Origin of the sequence: Ectopseudomonas chengduensis, from assembly GCF_900102635.1 — a bacterium.
In the GTDB taxonomy this organism is placed as follows: domain Bacteria; phylum Pseudomonadota; class Gammaproteobacteria; order Pseudomonadales; family Pseudomonadaceae; genus Aquipseudomonas; species Aquipseudomonas chengduensis.
Map to the genome: position 1 here is coordinate 16886 of NZ_FMZQ01000016.1, position 24277 is coordinate 41162.

General features: G+C 62.2%; 22 protein-coding genes. 11 read left to right on the forward strand and 11 right to left on the reverse strand.

Annotated features, from left to right (window positions below; genetic code table 11):
* The first annotated feature begins 46 nt into the window (after positions 1-46).
* Positions 47-826: a spermidine synthase gene (locus tag BLS08_RS21575; protein WP_017676943.1), complete on the forward strand. Its 780-nt coding sequence runs from the start codon at positions 47-49 to the stop codon at positions 824-826.
* Positions 827-1115: 289 nt separating this feature from the next.
* The gene (locus BLS08_RS21580) at positions 1116-2807 is read left to right on the forward strand and encodes a DEAD/DEAH box helicase (RefSeq protein ID WP_090337520.1); all 1692 of its coding nucleotides are present in this window, start codon (positions 1116-1118) and stop codon (positions 2805-2807) included.
* Positions 2808-3037: 230 nt separating this feature from the next.
* On the opposite strand, the gene BLS08_RS21585 is transcribed toward BLS08_RS21580, so the two are convergent.
* From BLS08_RS21585 to BLS08_RS21595, 3 genes are all read right to left on the reverse strand, one after another.
* Positions 3038-3439, reverse strand: coding sequence for a transcriptional regulator (locus BLS08_RS21585; protein ID WP_090337522.1), 402 nt, complete (start codon positions 3437-3439; stop codon positions 3038-3040).
* Positions 3440-3580: 141 nt separating this feature from the next.
* Positions 3581-4078, reverse strand: a complete 498-nt coding sequence (locus BLS08_RS21590) for a DUF934 domain-containing protein (protein ID WP_064494784.1) — start codon at positions 4076-4078, stop codon at positions 3581-3583.
* Entirely contained in the window at positions 4062-5720 is a 1659-nt protein-coding gene (locus BLS08_RS21595) for a nitrite/sulfite reductase (protein ID WP_090337523.1), read from the reverse strand. Before BLS08_RS21595 ends, BLS08_RS21590 begins: the two co-directional genes overlap by 17 nt.
* 465 nt (positions 5721-6185) lie before the next feature.
* Here BLS08_RS21595 and BLS08_RS21600 point away from each other — a divergent pair, with 465 nt between their 5' ends.
* Complete coding sequence (locus tag BLS08_RS21600) at positions 6186-7214, forward strand: ABC transporter substrate-binding protein (RefSeq protein WP_090337537.1); 1029 nt, start codon at positions 6186-6188, stop codon at positions 7212-7214.
* Here BLS08_RS21600 and BLS08_RS21605 read toward each other — a convergent pair whose 3' ends face one another.
* Positions 7215-7442 (reverse strand): DUF2970 domain-containing protein, encoded by a 228-nt coding sequence (locus BLS08_RS21605; RefSeq protein ID WP_017676936.1) that lies wholly within the window; start codon positions 7440-7442, stop codon positions 7215-7217.
* Between the two features lie 118 nt (positions 7443-7560).
* Here BLS08_RS21605 and BLS08_RS21610 point away from each other — a divergent pair, with 118 nt between their 5' ends.
* From BLS08_RS21610 to BLS08_RS21625, 4 genes are read left to right on the forward strand one after another with little or no spacing between them, the layout of a single operon-like run.
* Positions 7561-8382 (forward strand): helix-turn-helix domain-containing protein, encoded by an 822-nt coding sequence (locus BLS08_RS21610; protein WP_090337526.1) that lies wholly within the window; start codon positions 7561-7563, stop codon positions 8380-8382.
* A 45-nt stretch (positions 8383-8427) separates the two neighbouring features.
* Positions 8428-9834 carry an NAD(P)/FAD-dependent oxidoreductase gene (locus BLS08_RS21615; protein WP_090337529.1) on the forward strand — a complete coding sequence of 469 codons (1407 nt, stop codon included), beginning with the start codon at positions 8428-8430 and terminating at the stop codon, positions 9832-9834.
* A gap of 34 nt (positions 9835-9868) precedes the next feature.
* A complete protein-coding gene (locus BLS08_RS21620) occupies positions 9869-10210 on the forward strand; it encodes a cupin domain-containing protein (protein ID WP_090337532.1) in 342 nt (113 codons plus the stop codon).
* Between the two features lie 49 nt (positions 10211-10259).
* Complete coding sequence (locus BLS08_RS21625) at positions 10260-11336, forward strand: polyamine ABC transporter substrate-binding protein (RefSeq protein WP_017676932.1); 1077 nt, start codon at positions 10260-10262, stop codon at positions 11334-11336.
* Positions 11337-11405: 69 nt separating this feature from the next.
* Here BLS08_RS21625 and BLS08_RS21630 read toward each other — a convergent pair whose 3' ends face one another.
* The 3 genes from BLS08_RS21630 to BLS08_RS21640 form a co-directional block, all read right to left on the reverse strand.
* Positions 11406-13289: a methyl-accepting chemotaxis protein gene (locus BLS08_RS21630; protein ID WP_017676931.1), complete on the reverse strand. Its 1884-nt coding sequence runs from the start codon at positions 13287-13289 to the stop codon at positions 11406-11408.
* A 147-nt stretch (positions 13290-13436) separates the two neighbouring features.
* The gene (locus BLS08_RS21635) at positions 13437-14477 is read right to left on the reverse strand and encodes an RNA methyltransferase (protein WP_017676930.1); all 1041 of its coding nucleotides are present in this window, start codon (positions 14475-14477) and stop codon (positions 13437-13439) included.
* A gap of 15 nt (positions 14478-14492) precedes the next feature.
* The gene (locus BLS08_RS21640) at positions 14493-15518 is read right to left on the reverse strand and encodes a DUF5924 family protein (protein ID WP_017676929.1); all 1026 of its coding nucleotides are present in this window, start codon (positions 15516-15518) and stop codon (positions 14493-14495) included.
* Between the two features lie 139 nt (positions 15519-15657).
* Here BLS08_RS21640 and BLS08_RS21645 point away from each other — a divergent pair, with 139 nt between their 5' ends.
* Both BLS08_RS21645 and BLS08_RS26855 read left to right on the forward strand, forming a co-directional pair.
* Positions 15658-15951, forward strand: a complete 294-nt coding sequence (locus BLS08_RS21645; protein ID WP_003460213.1) for a DUF1883 domain-containing protein — start codon at positions 15658-15660, stop codon at positions 15949-15951.
* Between the two features lie 88 nt (positions 15952-16039).
* Positions 16040-16126, forward strand: coding sequence for a small membrane protein YohP (locus BLS08_RS26855; protein WP_442873392.1), 87 nt, complete (start codon positions 16040-16042; stop codon positions 16124-16126).
* A 41-nt stretch (positions 16127-16167) separates the two neighbouring features.
* On the opposite strand, the gene osmE is transcribed toward BLS08_RS26855, so the two are convergent.
* On the reverse strand, positions 16168-16503 hold the full coding sequence (gene osmE / locus BLS08_RS21650) for an osmotically-inducible lipoprotein OsmE (protein ID WP_003460211.1): 336 nt from the start codon (positions 16501-16503) through the stop codon (positions 16168-16170).
* Positions 16504-16655: 152 nt separating this feature from the next.
* Positions 16656-20366, reverse strand: coding sequence for a methionine synthase (gene metH / locus BLS08_RS21655; protein WP_017676928.1), 3711 nt, complete (start codon positions 20364-20366; stop codon positions 16656-16658).
* Between the two features lie 152 nt (positions 20367-20518).
* On the opposite strand from metH, the gene BLS08_RS21660 reads away from it, so the two are divergent.
* Positions 20519-22795 carry a fatty acid cis/trans isomerase gene (locus BLS08_RS21660; protein WP_017676927.1) on the forward strand — a complete coding sequence of 759 codons (2277 nt, stop codon included), beginning with the start codon at positions 20519-20521 and terminating at the stop codon, positions 22793-22795.
* Positions 22796-22937: 142 nt separating this feature from the next.
* Entirely contained in the window at positions 22938-23522 is a 585-nt protein-coding gene (gene nfuA, locus BLS08_RS21665; RefSeq protein ID WP_003460205.1) for a Fe-S biogenesis protein NfuA, read from the forward strand.
* 51 nt (positions 23523-23573) lie between these two features.
* On the opposite strand, the gene BLS08_RS21670 is transcribed toward nfuA, so the two are convergent.
* Entirely contained in the window at positions 23574-23801 is a 228-nt protein-coding gene (locus BLS08_RS21670; RefSeq protein WP_003460203.1) for a DUF1272 domain-containing protein, read from the reverse strand.
* Positions 23802-23902: 101 nt separating this feature from the next.
* Complete coding sequence (locus BLS08_RS21675) at positions 23903-24172, reverse strand: hypothetical protein (RefSeq protein WP_003460201.1); 270 nt, start codon at positions 24170-24172, stop codon at positions 23903-23905.
* Positions 24173-24277 lie beyond the last annotated feature (105 nt).

The following is a 24277-nucleotide window of genomic DNA, read 5'->3' on the forward strand; positions in this document are numbered from 1 at the left end:
TAGCCCGGTTCTTGTGGTACGGGATGTCACTGTGGGAGAGGTATCGATGCCAGGGTTGCCGCCGGACGACGAGTTGCAGCAGCAGGACGAGGTTCTGCTGGCCGAGGTGCACGACGCCTTCGGGGTGATCCGTGTGGTGCAGATCGGCGCCTACCGCTTTCTCGAGTTTGGTGATGCCATCGAGCAGAGTTGCGTGTTCCAGGGCGATCCCAGCTGGCTGGAATACGACTACACCCGCGCCATGTTGCTGGGCGCGCTGTGCCACGATGCGCCGGAAACCGCACTGTTCCTTGGTCTGGGCGCCGGCAACCTGACCCAGGCCTGCCTGAAGTTCCTGCCCTTGGAGGACGTCGAGGCCATCGAGCTGCGCCCGGACGTACCGCGCCTGGCCATGGAGTTTCTCGGTCTGGACGATGACCCACGGCTGACCATTCGCATCGGCGACGCCACCGAACTGCTCGACAGCGCGGAAACCGCTGACCTGATCTTTCTCGATCTGTACACCGACCAGGGGCCTGGTGTCGGGCATCTGGCCTGGCGCTTTCTCGAGCGCTGCCGCGAGAAGCTCAATCCAGGTGGTTGGCTGATCATCAACCAATGGGCAGGCAACGACGGCAAGCCGCTTGGCGCGGCATTGCTGCGTGGCCTCTATCACCGACACTATTGGGAGTGCCCGGTGAAGGAGGGCAACGTGGTACTGCTGATCCCGGCTGACCTCGAGCAACGCTTGAACATGGGACGCCTGCAGATGCGTGCGGGCGAGCTGGCGCCGCGCCTGGGTTATTCGCTACAGCCGCTGATCGAAGCGCTGCGTCCGGCCACTTGATGCGCCGTTGAGCGGTTGGATGCATGCCAATCGATAAAAACCAGCACCCGAGACAGGATTTTCCGGTATAGTTCGCGCCGGCCAATTTTCTGGCCACGTTCAGGTAGTGCAACTCGCCCGGGAAATTAACACCCGGCAGCCAGTCCCCAGCGGACTATCCTTGACGATTCACTTTCATCACGTTTTCGCAAATCCCCGCCGACCAGGCTGCCAGGGTGACCCAAAAGGTCTTACACGGCATGCGCAGCTTTGGAACATGGGTCTTTGCGGATGCACTTGAGGCAGACCCATGACCCAGGAAATCGGCGGCTTCGCCGCGCTCGGACTTCACCCCAATATTCTCGCCGCTCTGACCGCCGTCGGTTACGAAGAGCCGTCTCCCATCCAGTCGCAGGCCATTCCGGTGATCCTCGCCGGCCAGGACATGATCGGTCAGGCCCAAACCGGCACTGGCAAGACCGCAGCCTTCGCGTTGCCGATCCTGTCGAAAATCGACCCGACCAAGCGTGAACCACAGGCGCTGATTCTGGCGCCGACCCGCGAGCTGGCCCTGCAGGTCGCCACCGCGTTTGAAACCTATTCCAAGCAGATGCCTGGCCTCAATGTGGTCGCCGTCTACGGCGGCGCGCCCATGGGCCCGCAGCTCAAGGCCATCCGCCAGGGCGCCCAGGTTATCGTTGCCACACCGGGCCGTCTGGTCGACCACCTGCGTCGCGATGAGAAAGTGCTGTCGACCATCCAGTACCTGGTACTCGACGAAGCAGACGAAATGCTCAAGCTGGGCTTCATGGATGACCTCGAAGTGATCTTCGAAGCCATGCCGGAAAGCCGCCAGAGCGTGCTGTTCTCCGCCACGCTGCCGCACTCGATTCGTGCCATTGCCGAAAAGCACCTGCGTGAGCCGCAACACATCAAGATCGCTGCCAAGACTCAGACCGTCTCGCGCATCGAGCAGGCGCATCTGATGATCCACGCCGACCAGAAGACCAACGCCGTGCTGCGTCTGCTGGAAGTCGAGGATTTCGACGCGCTGATCGCCTTCGTGCGTACCAAACAAGCCACCCTGGACCTGGCCAGCGCTCTGGAAGCCAAAGGCTACAAGGCCGCTGCGCTGAACGGCGACATCGCCCAGAACCAGCGTGAGCGCGTCATCGAATCGCTCAAGGATGGCCGTCTGGACATCGTCGTGGCGACCGACGTGGCTGCCCGTGGCATCGACGTGCCGCGCATCACCCACGTATTCAACGTCGACATGCCGTACGACCCGGAGTCCTACGTGCACCGTATCGGTCGTACCGGCCGTGCCGGTCGTGATGGCCGTGCGCTGCTGCTGGTGACGCCGCGTGAGCGTCGCATGCTGCAGGTGATCGAGCGTGTCACCGGGCAGAAGGTCGGTGAAGTCAAACTGCCGAACGCCCAGCAAGTGCTCGATGCTCGCATCAAGAAACTGACCAACAGCCTGGCGCCGCTGGTGGCCGATGCCGAAGCCAGCCACGGCGATCTGCTTGACCGTCTGACCGCCGATATCGGCTGCAGCCCACGTGCTCTGGCCGCTGCGCTGCTGAAAAAGGCTACCAACGGCCAGGCCCTGGATCTGGCCACTGTCGAGCGCGAGCAGCCACTGGTGCCGGGCGCTGGCGGCGCTCCGCGTGAGCGTCGTGAACGTGACGGCGAGCGTTCTGAGCGTGGCGGTGATCGTGGTGAATTCCGCGAGCGCCGCGCGCCGGTGCCGCTGACCGAAGGTCGCGTGCGTTGCCGCACTGCACTGGGTACTCGTGACGGTATCGCCGCGAAGAACCTGCTCGGTGCCATCCTCAATGAGGGTGGTCTGGCTCGCGAAGCGATCGGTCGTATCCAGATCCGCGAAACCTTCAGCCTGGTCGAGCTGCCGGAAGACGGTCTGGACCGCCTGCTGGGCAAGCTGAAAGATACCCGCGTGGCTGGCAAGGCTCTGAAGCTGCGTCGTTACCGCGAGGATTGATCCCGCGTGCCTGATGGCTCATGGCAGGATCAACGAAACGCCGCAACCCTTACCGGGTTGCGGCGTTTTTGTTTGTTAAGGGCAGGTGAACAGGTCGTTGAAAAACGTAGGCGAGGCAGTCAGTGCAAGGCAAAAACAGGCGAAAAAGCGCAGTTTACGAGTTGTAAATGAGCATTTTGAGCCTGTTTTTAACGCAGCAATGGCAACGCAGGTAGTTTTTCAGCAGCCTGTCAGCCGGTTTCGCTGAGATTGGCCCTGGGCGCCAGGCGATCGAACACCTCCGGCGTCAACGCCGCTTCACCCGCTTCGTCGAGCACTTCGCGTGGTCGCTCACTGCCGGGGATGCTGCTGTCGAGCATGCTCAGCAGCTGCGCGCCGCGCGCGGTGAGAATGAAATTTTCGCCGTTGCCACCTTCGTCTTCCGGGCGTGGTTCGATAAAGCCGTTTTGCAGCAGGCGCGCTTCATAGCGTGCAGCCTCGGCGCGCAGATGGTCGAGATTATCCACGGGGTCGCCGGCATTCTTATGCTCTTCGGCCAGGTCTTCGGCGTAGCGACGCGGGGCGAAGGGTTTGCCGGCGGAGTTCTGTGCCTCGTGCAGCAGGCGTTCGATCAGGTCCCAGTCGTGCTTCATGGCGGTCTCTCCCTATGCGATGGGCTTATAGAGTCCGACTTCAGCAACGCACTACGGTTCGACCTGAATTCTGCGAGCGGAGTACACAAAGCAAAACGCCCCGAACCAGTCGGGGCGTTTGAGGCGTTTCAGCTGCCGTGATCAGGCGCGGCGACGGAACAGCGGTTGCGGCTGATCGGCCGAAGCCTGGTAAACCTCGCTGTAGTCCTCGAAGGCTTTCAGCGCATCGTACGGATCCTTGTCCGCGCGCACGGCGAAGGCATCGAAACCGACACGCTTGAGGGCAAACAGCTGGTCGCGCAGCACGTCGCCAATGGCGCGAACTTCGCCCTTGTAGCCGTAGCGGGTGCGCAGCAAGTAGGCGGTAGAGGAGTGGCGGCCATCGGTAAAGGCCGGGAACTCCAGGGCGATGACCTGAAAATGCGCCAGGTCATCGGCGATTTCCTCGATCTCGTCGCCGGCTTCCAGCCAGACGCCAAGACCGCCGTCGCGGGCCTTGAGGGCGTGCGCATGCTCGCGCCACAGTGCCAGTGGGACGATGATGTCGTCGCAGTTGGGGATGACGTCCAGGGTCACGTCCTTGGCCAGCAGGTGCCAGGTCTCGTCGACCACCTGACCGTTCTTAATGATTCGCTGCATAGACGCGCTCCTTGAACGGATCGATACCGACGCGGCGGTAGGTGTCGAGGAAGCTTTCTTCTTCGGTGCGTTGCTCGACGTAGACCTTGATGATCTTGTCGATCACATCGGCCATGTCCGCTTCGGCGAAGGATGGGCCGAGGATCTGCGCCAGGCTGGCGTCACGGCCGGCGCTGCCGCCGAGCGATACCTGATAGAACTCCTGGCCTTTCTTGTCGACGCCGAGAATGCCGATATGGCCGACGTGGTGGTGACCGCAGGCGTTCATGCAGCCGGAGATGTTCAGGTCGATATTGCCGATGTCGAACAGATAGTCGAGATCGTCGAAACGACGCTGAATGGCTTCGGCGATCGGGATCGACTTGGCGTTGGCCAGCGAGCAGAAGTCGCCGCCCGGGCAGCAGATGATGTCGGTCAGCAGGCCTACGTTCGGCGTGGCGAAACCTTGTTCGCGCAGTTCGCCCCAAAGAGCCAGCAACTGACGCTGCTCGACGTCGGCGAGGATGATGTTCTGGTTGTGGCTGTTGCGCACTTCGCCGAAGGAATAACGGTCGGCCAGGTCGGCGATGGCATCGAGCTGCTTGTCGGTGACGTCGCCTGGCGCCACGCCGGTGGGTTTGAGCGATAAGGTCACGGCAACGTAGCCAGGCTTCTTGTGGGCGAAGGTGTTGCGCTCGCGCCAACGGGCGAAGCCCGGGTGTTCGGCGTTCTGCTGGGCGAGCAGGGCGTCTTCGTCCTGCAGGGTCAGATAGGCCGGATCAACGAAGTGTGTGGCAACGCGGGCGACTTCGGCTTCGGTGAGGGTGGTCGGCCCGTCCTTGAGGTGCGCCCACTCGGCGTTCACGCGCTCGGCGAACACCTCGGGGGTCAGCGCCTTGACCAGAATCTTGATACGCGCCTTGTACTTGTTATCGCGACGGCCATAGCGGTTGTACACGCGCAGGATGGCGTCGAGATAACTGATCAGGTGCTGCCAGGGCAGGAATTCGTTGATGAAGCTGCCGACGATCGGGGTACGACCCAGGCCGCCACCGACGGAAACACGGAAGCCCAGCTCGCCGGCTGCGTTCTTCACCGCTTCCAGGCCGATGTCATGCACTTCGATGGCGGCACGGTCGCCCACGGCGCCGTTGACGGCGATCTTGAACTTGCGCGGCAAGTGGCTGAATTCGGGATGGAAGGTCGACCACTGACGGATGATCTCGCACCAGGGACGCGGATCGACGATCTCGTCCTTGGCCACGCCGGCGAACTGGTCGGTGGTGGTGTTGCGGATGCAGTTACCGCTGGTCTGGATGGCGTGCATCTGCACGGTGGCCAGCTCGGCGAGAATCTCCGGCACGTCTTCCAGGTCCGGCCAGTTGAACTGTACGTTCTGGCGGGTGCTGATATGGGCATAGCCCTTGTCGTAGTCGCGGGCGATCTTGGCCAGCATGCGCACCTGGGTGGACGACAGCAGGCCATAAGGCACGGCCACGCGCAGCATGGGCGCGTAGCGCTGGATATACAGACCGTTCTGCAGGCGCAGCGGACGGAATTCCTCGCCGCTCAGCTCTCCGGCGAGGTAGCGGCGGGTTTGATCGCGGAACTGCTTGACGCGATCCTCGACGATCTTTTGATCGTACTGGTCATATACGTACATGAAGGGTCCTGTTTTCAGGCTACTTACTGCCAATCAGCGCGCACGGCCGCGCACTCCCCGAGGAGCCGGGGCACGATACCAGCTCAGGTTTATGCGTAAAAGTGATGTTTGAATATATAAACCTTGGTTTAAGGAATAAGACTGCCCTAGAGCATAACCATATGGTTTGAGCGATGGCCAAGGCTGGTCTTAAATGCAGTGTGCATCACCCAAAAGCACAAGAAGAGGGGGAACCATGACCGAGCACACTGAAGTGGACAATTCCGACAGCGTCATCGATGCCTGGGCGATCTTTTGCCTGATCCTGATCGCGGTAGGTACGGCGGTCTTCTGGGTCAGCGGACAGTGAGGGCGAAGGCCGATACGCATTAGCGGTCGGCCTTTTGTCATTTGCGCCCTATACTGCGCCCCGGTTAATTGGGGAGCGGTGCCGTGATCCGGTGGGTGTTGGGCCTGTGGCTATTACTGTGCTGCGCATTGGCGTCAGCACAAACCCGTGCGCCGTCTGTGATCTTCCTCAATCCCGGCTATTCCGACGAGCCGTTCTGGGCCGATTACACCCGCTATATGCAGGACGCCGCAGGCGACCTCGGCATCGACCTGAAGGTACTTTACGGTGAGCGTGATCCAGCGCGCATGCTGAGCAATGCCCGCCAGGTTCTCGACGGTGAACACCCGGATTACCTGATCTTCACCAACGAGCAGTTCCAGGGACCTGTGCTGCTGCGCCTGTTCGAAGCTAGCCAGGTTGGTCTTTTCGCCCTCCACAGCACGCTCACCGACGAGCAGCAGGAGCTGATCGGTGGCAGCCGCGAGCGTCACCGCAACTGGCTGGGTAGCCTGGTGCCCAATGATGAAGAGGCAGGTTACCTCATGGGGCGCGAACTGATCGCGCTTGCCAAGGGGCAACCGGCCGAGCTGCTGGCATTTTCCGGGGTCAAGCAAACGCCGTCATCGATCTTGCGTCTGGCCGGTTTGCAACGTGCGCTGAACGAGGCGCCGCATGTGCGTCTGGTGCAGGCAGTGCATGGCGAGTGGCAGGAGCAGCGCGCCTATGAGCAGGCGATGAGCCTGTTGCCGCGCTATCCGGGGGTGAGCCTGGTGTGGTCCGCAAACGATGCAATGGCATTCGGCGTGATGCGTGCGGCTGATGAGCTGGGCAGAGACCTGCGCTATGCAGCCTTGAATAACTCAGCTCGGGTGCTGCAGGCACATATCGATGGACGAATCGATGTCCTGGCGAGTGGCCACTTCGTTCTGGGGGGCTGTGCCCTGGTGATGCTCAGTGACCATGCCCGTGACATGGATTTCATCGAGCGCGGCGGCCAGGACCAGGTGGCATCCCTGCTGCGCCTGCTCGACAGGGCGCAATCGCAGAAACTGCTGGCACGCCTTGGCCAGGCGGACATCGACATGGACTTTGGCCAGTTCAGCGCGTTGACTCAGCCCCAACAGCAGCGCTACGACTGCTCGATAGCATCCCTGCTGGACTGATCAGCCAGTCGCCAGGTGCAGGATCAGCTTAACCGTCACCAGCAATACGATCACGAACAGGGTGGTGAACAGCACCCCGAGCAGAATGAAATGGCTGGGCTTTCCGCGACTGAAGTCGCGGCTACGGTTCTTCCCGCTCTGCACGCCAAGGGCGGCGGCCAGCACGCTCTGCAGCATTTCGCGCAGGGTCAGCGGGGCCTGCTGGGGGTCTTTGTCCTGATCGCTCATGGTCAGCCTCTCCGTCGGTCCTGCAAGCATAGTCCGCAACCGCCACGCCAGCACGAGGGACTAGGCTGGCCGCGGCGAATCAGGCAATCTGCGCGAGCGCTGACCACCGACCTTGACCATGTCTGACGATCTCTTTCCTGACGATGCCGCGCAAACCGAGCGCACCCGCGAAACCATCCTGCGCTACCACCTGAGCTGGAAGCACCGCGACCTCGATGCTGTAATGGCGCTGTATCACCCGGAGATCGAGTACAACGACTTCTACCAGCAGCGCTGCATGCGCCTGGCTGAGCTGCGCGAGTACGTCGAGAACAACCTGCCGCGCCGCCCGGGCGAACTGCTGGAGCACGTCGACCGCATCCGCATCGACGGGCATACCGCCTTCATCCAGTACTGCACCAGCTTGCAGGGCGGGGAAGGGCTTGTGTCGTTCCGCACCGGTGAAGCCATCACCGTGCGCGACGGGCTGATCTGGCGGATCAACGAATACGCCACCCTGGTGCATGAGGCGCGTGGCACTGGCGAAGCGGCCAGTTCGCGCCCGGCGATCAGCCGCCTGGGGCTGTCGACCCGCCAGCTCGGTCAGCTGGCGCAGGACCTGCAGGACTACTTTCAGCGCAGCCAGCCCTTTCTCGACCCCGAGCTGGATCTGCAGCAGGTGGCGGCAGCGACGGGTTACAGCCGCAACCAGATATCCCATCTGCTCAATCAGGTGCTGGGCGAGAGCTTCTACCGCTACGTCAACCGCGCCCGCCTGCAGTACTTGCTCGATGGCTTGCAGGCGGGCAGCGACCTCAAGCGTATCGACGAGCTGGCCTTTGCCGCCGGCTTCAACTCGTTGTCGGCCTTCTACAGCTGCTTCAAGCGCCACACCGGGCTTTCGCCCACGGCCTACCTCAAGCAGATTTCCGCGCGGGCACGCACGCAAGACAGCGACTGATCGCCCCAACTAGCCTTGTGTCATCGATTGATGACGGAGGCGTGGATGAATTCCTGGCGCAACATCAGTCTGTGGATGGATCAGCTCGATGATCCGCTGCAGGCGCGGCCCAGCCTGCAAGCCCAGCTGCACGCCGACGTGGCTATCATCGGCGCGGGTTATACCGGCCTGTGGACGGCCTATTACCTCAAGCGCCAGGCGCCGCAGCTGCGTGTGGTGATCGTCGAGGCCGAGACCGCCGGCTTCGGTGCGTCCGGGCGCAATGGTGGCTGGTTGATGGGTAACCTGCTCGGCGAGGATCGTCTGCTGGCCGGTGTGCCAGCGTCGGAGCGCAAGGCGGGCTTCGACCTGCTGCACGGCATTCCCGATGAAGTGGTCTCGGTGGTCGCCCGCGAGGGCATCGACTGCGATCTGCGCAAGGGCGGCGTGCTGTATTGCGCGGCGCGCTACCCGGAGCAGGAAGTGCGCCTGCGTGATTATCTCAAGGAACTGCGTGCGCTGGGCCTGAGCGAAGACGACTACCGCTGGCTGCCGCCGAGCGAACTGGCCACCCAGTTGCGCGTGGCCAATGCCTACGGCGCGCTGTACAGCCCGCATTGCGCGACGATCCAACCGGCCAAGCTGGTGCGGGGCCTGGCGCGCTGCGTCGAGGACCTGGGTGTCGAACTCTACGAGCGCAGCCCGGTGATCGACTGGCAACCCGGCCTGGTGCGTACCGCTCACGGCCTGGTCACGGCTGACTGGGTGGTGCCGGCCATCGAGGGGTACGCCGCCAGCTTGCCGCCGTTGGGTAATCACCAGTTGCCGGTGCAGAGCCTGATCGTTGCCACCGAGCCATTGCCGGCGGATGTCTGGGCCGGTATCGGCCTGGAGCGCGGGCAGGCGTTCAGCGAATTCAGCCGTCAGGTCACCTACGGCCAGCGCAGCCTCGATGACCGTCTGATCTTCGGGGCGCGTGGTGGCTACCGCTTTGGCGGGCGCCTGCGCACCGACTTCAACTTAACCGACGACGAGCTGGGTTTACGCCGTTACCTGATGGGGGAAATCTTCCCGCAGCTGCGCAACGTGCGTTTCACCCATTCCTGGGGTGGCAACCTGGGCATGGCGCGGCGCTTCCAGCCGCACATGCTGCGCGACACCCGCAACCGCATCGCGCTGTCTGGCGGTTACGGCGGCGAGGGCGTCGGAGCCACCAACCTGGGCGGGCGCACCCTGGCCGATCTCATTCTCGGTCGGGACAGCGAACTGCTGCGCCAGCCCTGGGTGCTGAGTGATAGCCCGATTTCCAGCCTGAGGCGCTGGGAGCCCGAACCCTGCCGCTGGCTTGGCTACAACGCCATCATCCGCAGTTTCGTGCATGAGGACGAAGTCCTCGCCAACCCGCGCAGCCCGGCCTGGCGCCGGCGTCTGGCGCAGGCGGTGGCGGCGCGCATGGAAAGCCTGATGGGCTGAGTGAATGCCAGCCGTTCCTTTATCCGGAGTACCAATGAATATCACCCATTTTCGTAACACTCCCAACGTCGGCCTGGACGAGTCCAATCCGGTTGCCGTGCCCCTGAGCGAGCCGGTGGCGGTTACTTCGACCACCAGCGTCGAGCGCAGTGACGGCGTCGAGACCGGCATCTGGGAATGCACGCCGGGGCGCTGGCGCCGACAGATTGTGCGGCAGGAGTTCTGTCACTTCGTGGCTGGGCGCTGCACCTTCACGCCTGACGGCGGTGAGCCCATCGAGATTCGCGCCGGCGACGCCCTGATGATGCCGGCCAATACCCTTGGCATCTGGGACATACAAGAAACGGTGCGCAAGACCTATGTGCTGATCTTCTGAGTCAGCCCCTTTTCAGTACTGCCTAGAACAACAACTCACGAGGTATCCCATGCTGAAGAAACTCCTGCCGTGCCTGATCCTGGCCGGCACCGCTCATGCCGCTGATAGCGTGCGCATCTACAACTGGACCGATTACATCGCCCCGGACACCCTCAAGCAGTTCGAAAAGAGCAGCGGCCGGGGTACCCATTACGACGTCTACGACAGCAACGAGACGCTGGACGCCAAGCTGATGGCTGGTCGCTCCGGCTACGACGTGGTGTTCCCTTCCAACCACTTCATGGCCCGGCAGATTCAGGGCGGTGCGCTGAAGAAGCTCGACCGCAGCAAGCTGCCGAACTGGAACAACCTCAGCCCGGTACTGATGAAGACGCTGGAGGTGAACGACCCGGGCAACGAGCACGGCTTCCCCTATCTGTGGGGCAGCACCGGTATCGGCTACAACGTAGACAAGGTGCGCGCCGTGCTGGGCGATGAGGTGACGATGGACAGCTGGGACGTGCTGTTCGACCCGATCAAGCTGGCCAAGCTCAACGAGTGCGGCGTCGCGATCCTCGACAACGGCCCGGAAATGCTGCCGATCGCCTTGCATCATCTGGGCCTGCCACACCACAGCAAGAACCCTGAGGACTACAAGCGCGCCGAAGCGTTATTGATGGAGATGCGCAAGAACGTGCGTTATTTCCACTCTTCCAAATACGTCGGTGATCTGGCCAATGGCGAGATCTGCATGGCGGTGGGCTTTTCCGGCGACATCATGCAGGCTGGCGCCCGTGCCGCTGAGGCGGGTAACGGGGTGAAGATCCAGTACGAGATTCCCAAGGAAGGCGCGCCGATCTGGTTCGACATGGTGGCCATGCCGGTCGATGCCGGCAACGAAGATGGCGCTTACGCCTTCATGAACTACCTGCTGCAGCCCGAGGTAATGGCGGCCATCAGCAATCATGTGAAGTACGCCAACGGTAACACCAAGGCCGACGCGCTGGTCGACCCGGCGCTGAAGGCCGATCCGACCGTGTATCCGCCAGAGGCGGTGATGGACAAGCTGTACACCCTGGAGGCCATGCCGCTGAAGATCGACCGTGTGCGCACGCGTATCTGGAGCAAGGTCAAGAGCGGCGTCTGAGCGTCTACTCGATGAAAAAAGCCCCGGCATGCCGGGGCTTTTGTTGTGCGTCATTCAATCGCTCATGGTTCAGACCTTGAAACGCCCCAGCAGGCGATCCTGCTGGCCAACCTGTTCCACCATCGAGCCGCACTGGCGCACCTGCTGTTCGGCGCCGCCAGCCAGTTCATGGCTGATGTCGCGAATGTTGGTGGTGTTGCGGTTGATCTCCTCGGTGGTGGCGCTTTGCTCCTCGGCCGCGGTGGCGATCTGCAGGTTCATGTCGTTGATGCGGGTGATCGCCTCGCGGATACGGCCGAGCATGTCGTTGGCCGCGCCGGCGTCTTCGGCCGTCTTGCTGGCCGTGTCGCGGCTCTGTTGCATGCGGCTTTCGGCCTGACGCACACCGCCTTGCAGTTGATCGATCATCTGGCGGATTTCCTGGGTGGCCTGCTGCGTGCGCGAGGCCAGCGAGCGCACCTCATCGGCGACCACGGCAAAGCCACGGCCGGATTCACCGGCGCGCGCGGCTTCGATGGCGGCGTTCAGTGCCAGCAGGTTGGTCTGCTCGGCGATGCTGGTGATGACCTGCAGAATCGACTCGATGTTGTGGCTGAGCTTGGCCAGCTCGTTGATCGCGTGGCTGGTGCCATCCATCTCGTCGGCCAGATGGCGGATCGCCGCGCTGGATTGCGACACCACGCGCACGCCGTTTTCGGTTTCTTCGTTGGCGGCGACGGCGGCCTGGGCTGCGGCCTGGGCGTTGCGCGCCACTTCCTCGGCAGTGGAGGCCATTTCCTGCATGGCGGTGGCAAGCTGATCCAGCTCTTGCAGCTGTTCCTGCAGGCGGCGCGCGGCCTGTTCCGACTCGTTTGAGGTCAGAGCCGTACTTTCGCGGACCTGGCGCGAGCTGCCCATGACGTCGCCAATCAACGTCTGCAGGGTCTGCAGGAAGCGGTTGAATTCCTGCGACAGCTCGCCGATCTCGTCGTTGCTGGTGATCGCCAGGCGGCGAGTCAGGTCACCTTCGCCGCTGTTGATCTCACGCAACGAGGTGCTGAGCAGGCTCAGTGGTTTGAGCAGGCTGTTCATCAGCAGGCCCAGCACCACCAGGCTGATTGCCACACCGACCACGGTGCCGACCACGGCCAGCCAGGTCAGGCGGTTGGCTTCGGCCATCACCACGCTCTCGTCCAGCACCACGCCGATGTACCAGTCCATGCCGCGCAGGTTGGGTAGCGGGGTGAAGGAGACCAGCAGGTTCTTGCCGCCGGCCTCGACTTCGCGCAGTTCCTTGCTCAGCGCCGGGCTCTGGCCGTCGAACAGTTCGCTGTAGGACTTGCCGTTGTACTCGGCATTGGGGTGGGAAATGATATTGCCCGAGCGGCTGAGCAGGAAGGCATAGCCGGCGCCATTGAAGTCCAGGGTGTTGATCGCATCGGCGACCGATTGCAGGCGGATATCGCCACCGAATACGCCGAGAAACTGACCCGCGTCGCTGATCCGGGCCACGGCGGAAATGAGGATTTCATTGGTGGTGGAGTCGACGTAGGGTTCGGTCAGCACTGCCTGATTGCCAGCCTTGCCGGTCGCATACCAGGGGCGTTTACGGCCGTCCCAGTCGGCGCTGGGTTTCCAGTCGTCACTGTTCTTGATGGGCTTGCCGTCCGCTTCCAGCGCACCGAAGACCAGAATGAACTCGTTCTTGAGCAGTGGCGCATCGAATACGCGTTGGTTTTCTTCAGGGCTGTAGCTGCTGTCGATGGTTTGCGACACCAGGTCAATCAGACGCAGTTTGGCGTTTAGCCAGTTCTCGATCTGTCTGGCCAATGCATTGCTCGATTCGGCAATGCTCGATTCGACCTGACTGCGCAGGGTGTCGCGGACCTGGCTGACCTGGGATAGCGACAGCAGGCTGGTGGTAAGGAACAGCACGGTAGCGGCCGCGATACCGACCTTGTGGGCGATTTTCATGAATGGGCTCCTGGGCACCAAGACGACGGGGCTGCATCCATGCAAGGCAGTTGTCTGCAAGGCAAATACAGTGCTGGCTTTTCGCCGGCGGGACGTGTGGTCTCTCTGTACGTTTTTGTATCGGCTCTCAGGTGCCGTTCTTGAGCCTCAGCCGCGCTTTCTGTGCAAGCGACTGGTATTGACCACATCCACCGCGCGGGCGCGCAGTTGACCGCAACCGCCGTCGACATCCTGGCCTGCCGAATTGCGCACCTTGGTCAGCACGCCACGGCTGTGCAGATAACGCACCATCTCGACGATGCGCTCGCCGTCGGGGCGCTGGTAGTCGTCGGCTTCCAGGCTGTTGTAGGGGATCAGGTTGAGCACGGCGAACTTGCCCTTGAACAGGCGCAGGATGTTGTCCATCTCTTCCTGGCTGTCGTTGATGCCCTTGAGCAGGGTCCACTGGTACTGGATCGGGTAGTCGATGGTGCGCGCGTAGGCTTCGCCCAGTTCCACCAGCTCTTCAGGATCGATGCGAGGCGCCTTGGGCAGCAGGCGTTGGCGCAGTTCGGCGTCAGTGGTATGCAGCGACAGCGCCAGGGCAGGGCGCACGCGTTGCTTGGGCAGGCGCTCGAACACCCGCGGGTCACCAACGGTGGAGAACACCAGGTTGCGCTGACCGATACCGCCCTCGGTGCCGAGCAGATCGATGGCCTCAAGAACGTTGTCGAGATTGTGCGCCGGCTCGCCCATGCCCATGAATACCACTTTCTTCACCGGACGAAAGCGCCGACCCAGGGCGACCTGGGCGACCATCTCGGCGCTGCTGAGCTGGCGCAGCAGACCGCTCTTGCCGGTCATGCAGAACACACAGGCTACCGCGCAGCCCACCTGGCTGGAGATGCACAGGCCATCACGTGGCAACAGTACGCTTTCCACCATCTGTTTGTCGGCCAGCTCCACCAGCAGGCGAGCCGAGCCGTCGGCGCCAGGATGTTCGGAGCGCAGCCGGGCCAGTGCGTCCAGTTCGCTGGCGATAGCTGGCAGCCCTTCACGTACCGTCAGGGGCAAGAAGTTCTCGGTCTTCTGATGCTTGGTGCCGGTATCCAACGGCTTGCCCTGCAGCCAGGCACGGGTAATGCGCCCGATATGCTGGGGTTTGGCGCCAAGGTCGGCGAGGCGTTGGTTGAGTTCGGTGAGCTGCATGGGGCGCGCATGCTATCACTTGGCCGTGGCAGCGACCACGTCGAAGCGCAGTACGCCGATCATCTGCCCTGCTTCGGTGACGACTCGCACTTGCCAGCGGCCTTCGGGTGAGGCCGGGAAGTTGAGTTTGTGCGTCCAGGCGCGATAGCCCTCCTTGCGCCCGCCGTTGATGTCCAGCGCAATGCGGTCGACTTCCCGGCCGTTGTGCTGCCAGACGTGGTAGATGCGTTCGTTGAGGCCGCGTGGGGCGTTGATCGAGGTATAGGCGTAAAGCCCATCATCGCGCAGCTGTTCCGGGCTGATCTGTTGCAGGCTCTCGCCTGGCGTGCGTTGTTCGCCATCGAAGCGATCACTGATCGCCACCTCGGTCAGCCATAGCGTTGCCGGTGGCACCCAGGCGCGCGCCACCCAGCCGGCGCTGGCCATCGCCAGAGGCAGGGCGGCCAGTAGCACAATGCGTCGCCAGCCGGTGAAACCGATCAGGCCCGGCAGGCTCGGCAGCGCCAGCAGCGTGGCGATCAGCAGGGCAATGCGGTAGCTCTGCGGGGTACTGAGGTGAAAGATGATCGGCAACGCGGTCAGCATCACCGCGAACAGCGCCAGGCTGTGAAAGATCAACAGCAACCAGCGCCTGGGCGCCAGCCAGCGGTAGTAAATCGGGTCGGTGATCGAGGCCAGGGCGGCGATCGCCAGCAGGCCGCTGAACAGTAACTGCCCGCTGTTCCAGGTGGTGGTGATGAAGAAGAATGGCAAGACGAAGAACAGACTTTCCTGGTGGATCATCTGTGTGCCGTAGCGCAGCAGCGGCAACGGCAATTCGAAGCCGAAGCGCCGGGCAATGCGTTCACGCAGCAGGTTCTCCAGAATCAACCAGACCCAACTGACCAGCAATACCACGCCGAGCACCTTGGCCAGGTACGCCTGGCGGTCGACCAGGAGAAAACTGGCCACGCCCGAGCAGAAGCCGAACAGGGCGACCAGGCCTGGGTAACGGCGCAGCAGGGCGATCAGCGTGGGGATGCGGTCGAGCACGACTTTCATGGCAGCAGCAAATGACAGTGTTGGGCGCGCATCCTAGGTAGCCCGAGCCTTGGCTGCAAGCGAGTCGTCAGCTGCGCTGGCGGTGTCGGGCCGCTTGCGGCACTATTGCGCCCCCGTTTCACCACCGAGTCCGAAAACGATGAAATTCATCCATCAACGCGAGCATCTGGAAGAGGGCGATCTGGTGGTCATCCAGTGTTCGCAGCCCTGCAACATCCGCCTGATGAACGATGCCAACTTTCGCGCGTTCAGGAACCGTGGTCGGCACAGTTATCACGGCGGCGCCTTCATCAAGTTCCCAGCGAAGATTCGCGTGCCCTCCAGTGGTTTCTGGAACATCACGCTGGATACCGTCAGCCGTCGTGCGGTGAGCGTGACGCGCAAGCCGCAGATGGAGTACAGCATCAAGATCGTCCGTCGCCCGGGCGCCTGATGCTCGCCGCTGCAGGTGAAGAAAAAAGCTAAACGCTGACAGCCAGGTCGAGGTCACAACTCGTGAACCTCGAAAAAGGAGAGTCAGCATGCTGAAGTTTCTGGGCGGTACCGTCGGTATCATTTTCATCATCGGCCTGATCGTGGTGGTGGGATTGCTCTCACTGATCTTCTAGCCAATGAATGGCCCCGCTGCGTGCAGCGGGGCTGATCGCATTCAGAGCCGTTTGCGCTGGTTGCCCTGGTGCTGCTCGCAGGTCATGAAGCCCTTGCTGTCGACCCGGCCGTTGACGTCGAAGTCCACGTAATAGGGCTGCTCCAGGCCGTCGACATTCAGCACGTAGTTGTTGCAGGTGCCGCCTGTGACACTGTTGCGCACGTCCGAAGAGGGTGGCCCACCGAGGGTGCGTACCTGTTCCTGAGTCATGCCGTGGTCGACCTGCTTGACCAATGGCTCATTGCGGAAGGTCAGGTAATCGGCCGGGTTCTCGAAGGTCGAGCAACCGCTCACCGCAGCCGCTACGGCCAGTACTGCAAGGCTGTGCTTGTACATGTCATCGCTCCGTCGATTGAGCCGAAATGGCTCGACATGTTTTGGAGCCGCGTCCGTGCATGAGAGTTCGAGTTTTTCGATGATCGGCGCGAGTCGCGCCTCATTCGTCGCTGCATGAATGAAAAGAGCCCGCGATTGCGGGCTCTTTTGCATCAGTCGTCGTAGCCCAGGTTCGGCATCAGCCAGCGTTCGCTGACAGCGATGTCCTGGCCCTTGCGCTTGCTGTACTGCTCGATCTGATCCTTGTCCACCTTGCCCACGGCGAAGTACTGCGCCTCGGGGTGGGCGAAGTACCAGCCGGACACTGCTGCCGCAGGGAACATGGCGTAGTGCTCGGTGAGAAACACGCCGCTCTTGCCGGCCTTGTGGTAGTCAGCCTCGGGGTCGAGCAGCTTGAACAGCGTGGCCTTCTCGGTGTGATCCGGGCAGGCCGGGTAGCCGGGGGCAGGGCGGATGCCCTTGTACTGCTCGCGGATCAGTGCTTCGTTGTCCAGCTGTTCATCCCTGGCATAACCCCAGTAGTCCTTGCGCACACGCTCGTGCAGCCATTCGGCGCAGGCCTCGGCCAGGCGATCGGCCAGGGCCTTGACCATGATCGAGTTGTAGTCGTCGCCCTTGGCCTCATAGGCCTTGGCCACTTCCTCGGCACCGATGCCAGCGGTGGTGATGAAGCCGCCGACGTAGTCGGTCACACCGCTTTCCTTCGGCGCGACGAAGTCGGCCAGCGACAGGTTCGGCTTGCCGTCGGGCTTGATGGTCTGCTGGCGCAGGTGGTGCAGGGTGGCCAGGGGCTTGCCGTCGTTACCATAGACTTCGATGTCGTCATGGGCGACCTGGTTGGCCGGCCAGAAGCCGAACACCGCGCGGGCCTTGATCAGTTTCTCGTCGATCAGCTTCTTCAGCATCGCCTGGGCGTCGTCGAACAACGCGGTGGCAGCTTCGCCAACCACTTCGTCGGTGAGGATGCGAGGGTACTTGCCAGCCAGGTCCCAGGAGATGAAGAACGGTGTCCAGTCGATGTACTCGGCCAGGGTCGCCAGGTCGATGTCGTCAAGCACCTGGGTACCGGTGAAGCTCGGCTTGGGCGCGACGTAGCCGTTCCAGTCGAAGGCCGGCTTGTTGGCGATGGCATCGGCATAGCCCAGGCGCTCGGTGCGCGAGGCTCGGGCCGAGGTGCGTTCACGCACCACCACGTATTCGTCGCGGGTCTTGCGCACGAAATCGGCCTTCAGCTCCTTGGACAACAGCTGGGTGGCCACGCCGACGGCGCGCGAAGCGTCGGTGACGTAGACCACCGCGTCGTTGCTGTACTGCGGGTCGATCTTCACCGCGGTGTGGGCCTTGGAGGTGGTGGCGCCGCCGATCATCAATGGCAGAGTGAAGCCCTGGCGCTGCATTTCCTTGGCGACATGCACCATCTCGTCCAGCGAGGGAGTGATCAGGCCGGACAGGCCAATGATGTCGCACTTCTCGGCGATGGCGGTCTGCAGGATCTTCTCCGCCGGCACCATCACGCCGAGGTCGACGATGTCGTAGCCGTTACAGCCCAGCACCACGCCGACGATGTTCTTGCCGATATCGTGTACGTCACCCTTGACCGTGGCCATGAGGATCTTGCCCTTGGCTTCCGGCTTGTCGCCTTTCTCCGCTTCGATGAAGGGAATCAGGTGGGCAACGGCCTGCTTCATAACGCGGGCAGACTTGACCACCTGGGGCAGGAACATCTTGCCCGAGCCGAACAGGTCGCCGACCACGTTCATGCCGCTCATCAGCGGGCCTTCGATGACCTCGATGGGGCGCGCGCATTGCTGGCGGCACTCCTCGGTGTCTTCGACGATAAAGGCAGTGATGCCTTTGACCAGCGCGTGTTCCAGGCGCTTGTCCACCGGCAGCGAGCGCCACTCCTCGTTCTCGACTTCCTTGACGGCGCCGTCGCCCTTGTACTTGTCGGCGATGGCGAGCAGGGCGTCGGTGCCGCCGGATGTGCGGTTGAGCACCACATCCTCGACCTTGTCGCGCAGCTCCTTGGGAATCTCGTCGTAGATTTCCAGTTGGCCGGCGTTGACGATGCCCATGGTCAGGCCGTTCTGGATCGCGTAGTAGAGAAATACCGAGTGGATCGCCTCACGTACCGGGTTGTTGCCGCGAAACGAGAACGACACGTTGGAGACGCCGCCTGAGCTCAGCGCATAGGGCAGGTTGTCGCGAATGAAGGCGCAGGCTTCGATGAAGTCGACGGCGTAGTTGTTGTGCTCCTCGATACCGGTGGCGACGGCGAAGATGTTCGGGTCGAAGATGATGTCTTCCGGCGGGAAGCCCACTTCGTTGACCAGAATGTCGTAGCTGCGCTGGCAGATTTCCTTCTTGCGCGCGGCGGTGTCGGCCTGGCCGACCTCGTCGAAGGCCATCACCACCACAGCGGCGCCATAGCGCTTGCACAGCTTGGCGTGGTGCTTGAACTGCTCGACGCCTTCCTTCATCGAGATCGAGTTGACGATGCCCTTGCCCTGGATGCACTTGAGGCCCGCTTCGATCACTTCCCACTTGGAGGAGTCGATCATGATCGGCACGCGCGAGATGTCCGGCTCACCGGCGATCAGGTTGAGGAACCTGACCATGGCGGCCTTGGAGTCGAGCATCCCTTCGTCCATGTTGATGTCGATCACCTGAGCGCCGGCTTCCACCTGCTGCAGGGCGACTTCCAGTGCTTCGGTGTAGTTCTCCTCACGGATCAGGCGGGCGAACTTGGCCGAGCCGGTGATGTTGGTACGCTCGCCGACGTTGACGAACAGCGAGTTGCGGTCGATGGTGAAGGGCTCGAGGCCCGACAGGCGGCAGGCCTTGGGAATCTCTGGAATGGTGCGAGGTTGGTACTTGGCGACCGCCTCGGCAATGGCCTGGATATGCCCTGGCGTGGTGCCGCAGCAACCGCCAATGATGTTGAGAAAGCCGCTGGCGGCGAACTCTTCGACCACCGCAGCCATCTCGGCAGGCGATTCGTCGTACTCGCCGAAGGCGTTGGGCAGGCCGGCGTTGGGGTGCGCAGAGACGTGGGTGTCTGCCTTGTTGGAAAGCTCTTCCAGGTAAGGGCGCAGGTCTTTGGCGCCAAGGGCGCAGTTCAGACCGACGGAGATAGGGTTGGCGTGCCTTACCGAGTTCCAGAACGCCTCGGTGGTCTGGCCGGACAGTGTACGGCCGGAGGCGTCGGTGATGGTGCCGGAAATCATGATCGGCAACTCGACGCCGTCTTCATCGAACACTTGCTGCACGGCGAAGATCGCCGCCTTGGCGTTGAGGGTGTCGAAGATGGTCTCGATCAGGATCAGGTCGGCGCCGCCTGCGATCAGGCCGCGAGTGGCCTCGGTGTAGTTGTCTACCAGTTCATCGAAGGTAACGTTGCGGTAGCCGGGATCGTTAACGTCAGGGGAAATCGAGCAGGTACGGCTGGTCGGGCCAAGCACGCCGGCGACGAAGCGCGGGCGATCCGGGGTTTCCAGGGTCTTGGCGTCGGCCACTTCACGAGCTACACGGGCACCGGCGACGTTCAGCTCATAGGCCAGGCCCTCCATGCCGTAGTCGGCCTGGGATACCTGGGTGGCATTGAAGGTATTGGTTTCCAGAATGTCGGCGCCGGCATCCAGATAAGCCTTCTCGATGGCTGCGATGATCTGCGGCTGGCTGAGCAGCAGCAGGTCGTTGTTGCCTTTGACGTCGCTCGGCCAGTCGGCGAAGCGCTCGCCGCGGTAGTCGGCCTCTTCCAGCTTGTAGCTCTGGATCATGGTGCCCATGCCGCCATCGAGGATCAGGATGCGCTCCTTCAGGGCTTGCTGGAGGGCTTGGAGGCGGGCGCTGCGATCGGACATGAGAACTACCTGAGCAAAGCGGAAACAAAGGTGGGCGATGATAGCAAAGCTGCAGGGTTCTGGAGCACCAGCGGGCTTTTCATGAATTTCATTCATGTTGCTGGAGGCGCCGTCTCGTTAGAATTGCCAGCATCGCACTCAAGGACGTGGCCATGCTCAAGCCCGCTGCTCTGTTTCTTCTTTCTTTCGCAGCCGGCCTGGCCCGTGCGGAAGCGATTTCCTATATCGATGACGTCCAACCGATCCTCACCCACAAATGCGTAGCCTGCCATACCTGCTATGACGCGCCGTGCCAGCTCAATCTGGGCAGTGGCGAAGGCATTGCGCGCGGCGCCAGCAAGCAACTGGTGTACGACGGTACGCGCAGCAAGGCGCAAGCGACCACTCGGCTTTATCTGGATGCACAGGGCGAGGCGGCCTGGCGCCAGCGCGACTTTTATTCGGTGCTCGATGGCGAGAACGGCCAGGCTGCGCTGATCAAGCGCATGCTGGAGCTGGGTCGCAGTCAGCCACTGGAGCCCAATGCCAAGCTCCCGGACAATCTCGACGTAGCCATCACCCGCAGCAACAGTTGCCCATTGCCGGGGGAGTTCGCTGCCTATGCGCAGAAGAATCCCCATGGCGGCATGCCGTTCGCCGTGACGGGGCTGAACGATGACGAGTACGCCACCCTTGAACAGTGGCTGGCCCAGGGTGCGCCGGTCGCCGAACAGGCGCTCACGCCGAGTGCAGTCGAGTTGCGCCAGGTGGAGCAGTGGGAAAAATTCTTGAATGCGCCCGGTGCGCGGCAGGATCTGGTTGCGCGCTGGCTGTACGAGCATTTGTTCCTCGCGCATCTGCACTTCGAGGGCGGGGAGCCCGGGCACTTCTTCCAGATGGTCCGTTCGCGTACCCCTAGCGGCAAACCCATCGATCCTATCGCCACGCGCCGCCCGAACGACGATCCGGGCACCGAGTTCTACTACCGGCTATGGCCGATCCAGGGCGTGATCGTGCACAAGACGCATATCACCTACCCACTGGGTGACGCCAAGCTGGCACGGGTCAAGGAGCTGTTCTTCGGCGAAGACTGGGCGCTGGACGCTGTGCCGGGTTACGGCGCACAACGCCGCGCCAACCCCTTCGAAACCTTCGCCGCGATTCCGGCGCGTGCGCGCTATCAGTTCATGCTGGATAACGCCGAGTACTTCGTGCGTACCTTCATCCGAGGTCCGGTGTGCCGCGGGCAGATCGCCACTGACGTGATTCGCGACAACTTCTGGGCCGTGTTCCAGGCGCCGGAGCACGATCTCTACATCACCGATGCCAATTACCAGCGCGAGGCCACGCCGCTGTTGGCCATGCCCGGCCAGTTCGACGATATCGGCGATCTGCTGGGCTTGTGGCGCAACTATCGCGACAAGCGCAACGATTACGAGAACCTGCGCAAGGACGCTTACGCCGACGCACCTCCTGCGGACTGGGCACATATCTGGAGCGGCAATGACAACGCGCTGCTGTCGATCTTCCGCCAGCACGACAGTGCCTCGGTGCGCAAAGGCCTGCTCGGCGAGATTCCGCAGACCCTCTGGTGGATGGATTACCCGCTGCTGGAGCGCACCTACTACCAACTGGTGGTCAACTTCGACGTGTTCGGCAACGTTTCGCACCAGGCGCAGACGCGATTGTATTTCGATCTGATCCGCAATGGCGCCGAAGTGAACTTTCTGCGCCTGCTGCCAGCGCGCTCACGTGAGGCCTACCTGGATGACTGGTATCAGAACAGCGGCAAGTTAAAGATGCTGCTGGACTACACCTCAGTCGATCATCGTTCACCGAGCGCCATTGGCCTGACCGGTGAGGATCCGAAGAAGCAGTTCGCCGAACAGCTGCTGCAGCGCTACGCCAAGCTCAACGCGCGTCCTGACCCGATCAACCGCTGCACAGGCGCGCAGTGTTATCGCGACGGTTTGCCCAGGGAGCTGCAAGATGTCGAGCAGACGTTGGCGCGCCTGGCCAGTCGTCCGGCGGGCGGCTTGCGGGTGATTGATCAACTGCCAGAAGCGACGATGTTGCGGGTAGAGCTGAGCGATGGCTCGCGCGAGATCTACAGCCTGCTGCGCAACCGTGCGCACAGCAACGTGGCGTTCATGCTGGGAGAGGAGCTGCGCTATCAACCGCGCCTGGACACCCTGACCATCTACCCGGAAGTGCTGAGCAGCTATCCGAATTTCCTGTTCACGGTCAAAGCGGGGGCGGTGGATGCCTTCGTCAAGCAGATGGAAGCTGTCAGCGACGCAAAATCCTTCGAGCAAATCGTCGAGCGCTGGGGTGTACGGCGCAGTCATCCCGAGTTCTGGCGCTATTTTCACGATCTCGCCGAGCATATTCGCGAAACCCAGCCGCTGGAGACAGGCGTGCTGGATATGAACCGCTACCAGAACCTCTAAATGCACCGGAGCGCACGTGAAGTGCGCTCCAGATTGCTTGTCGCATGGCGGCTATGGTTGCGATCAATTCCTACTAATTTAGTTGGGCTTTAACCGGGCGGCGCTCTGGCGTACACTGCGTCCATGTTCGCGAGGAGTTGCCATGAGCGCCATCATCATTACCCAAGCTGCCGAAGATTACCTGGCCGAGCTGCTGAGCAAGCAGGACACTCCGGGTATCGGCATCCGAGTTTTCATCACCCAGCCAGGTACGCCTTACGCGGAAACCTGCATTGCCTACTGCAAGCCGGGTGAGCAGAAGCCTGAAGACACCGCCGTTGGCCTGGCCAGTTTCACCGCCTGGATCGATGGCGTCAGTGAGCCTTTCCTGGAAGACGCAGTCGTCGACTACGCCACCGATCGCATGGGCGGCCAGTTGACCATCAAGGCGCCGAACGCCAAGGTGCCGATGGTCAACGAAGACAGTCCGCTCAACGAACGTATCAACTACTACCTGCAGACCGAGATCAATCCCGGCCTGGCCAGCCATGGCGGCCAGGTGACGCTGATCGACGTGGTCGAAGAGGGCATTGCCGTGCTGCAGTTCGGCGGTGGTTGCCAGGGCTGTGGCCAAGCCGATTACACCCTCAAGGAAGGCATCGAGAAAACCCTGCTCGAGCGCATTCCAGAGCTCAAGGGGGTGCGTGACGTGACCGACCACAGCAATCGCGAGAACGCCTACTACTGATAGGCGTCTTGCACATGAAAAAGGGGCGACTGGAGTCGCCCCTTTTTCATTTCAGGCCTTGAGTACACGTTTGCTGGAGGCGGGGAAGCGTTCGAGCTTTTCGGCCGGGCGAATCGGCCGCTTCACCAGTTCGCCGCCGCAGTTCGGGCAGCGTAGCGCCAGGATGGATTCGGCGCAGGAGCGGCAGAAGGTGCACTCGAAGGAGCAGATCAAGGCGTCAACACTGGACGCAGGCAGATCGCAGTCGCAGTTCTCGCAGTTGGGGCGCAGTTCAAGCATGGCGCGAGGCTCGGCACAGTGGGTGATCGCAGCAGTCTGCAGTCGCTGGCGGCCAAGCGCAACGGGCAAATCTGGGGGCGCGCAAGGCGCCCCGACGGGGTTTATTCCGGCATGCTCCAAGGCGCCAGGTCAAAACCCTGGCTGCGCAGCTCATCACGGGAGCGCTGCAGTGCGTCTTCCAGCTGTTGCGGGTCGCTGTAGGTGGCGCTGGACAGCTGGGTGCGGCCGAGCAGGCGGGTGTTGGTGCGGTCGATGACGCTGATGCTGACGACGCCGGTGCCGTCCTGCGGAGCCCAGGCCACGCACTGGAACGGGCGGAAGGCGCGATCGGCAATCAGCAGGGCTTCGTTGAAACGCAGCGGTGTGTTCATGGGGTCGGTTTCTCCGAGTTGTTCCCAACAATCAATGGCGGCCAACAGGTTATTGATGTTGGCCTTTCAATGTTGTTGATGAACTCAGTAGACCCATAAGTCACA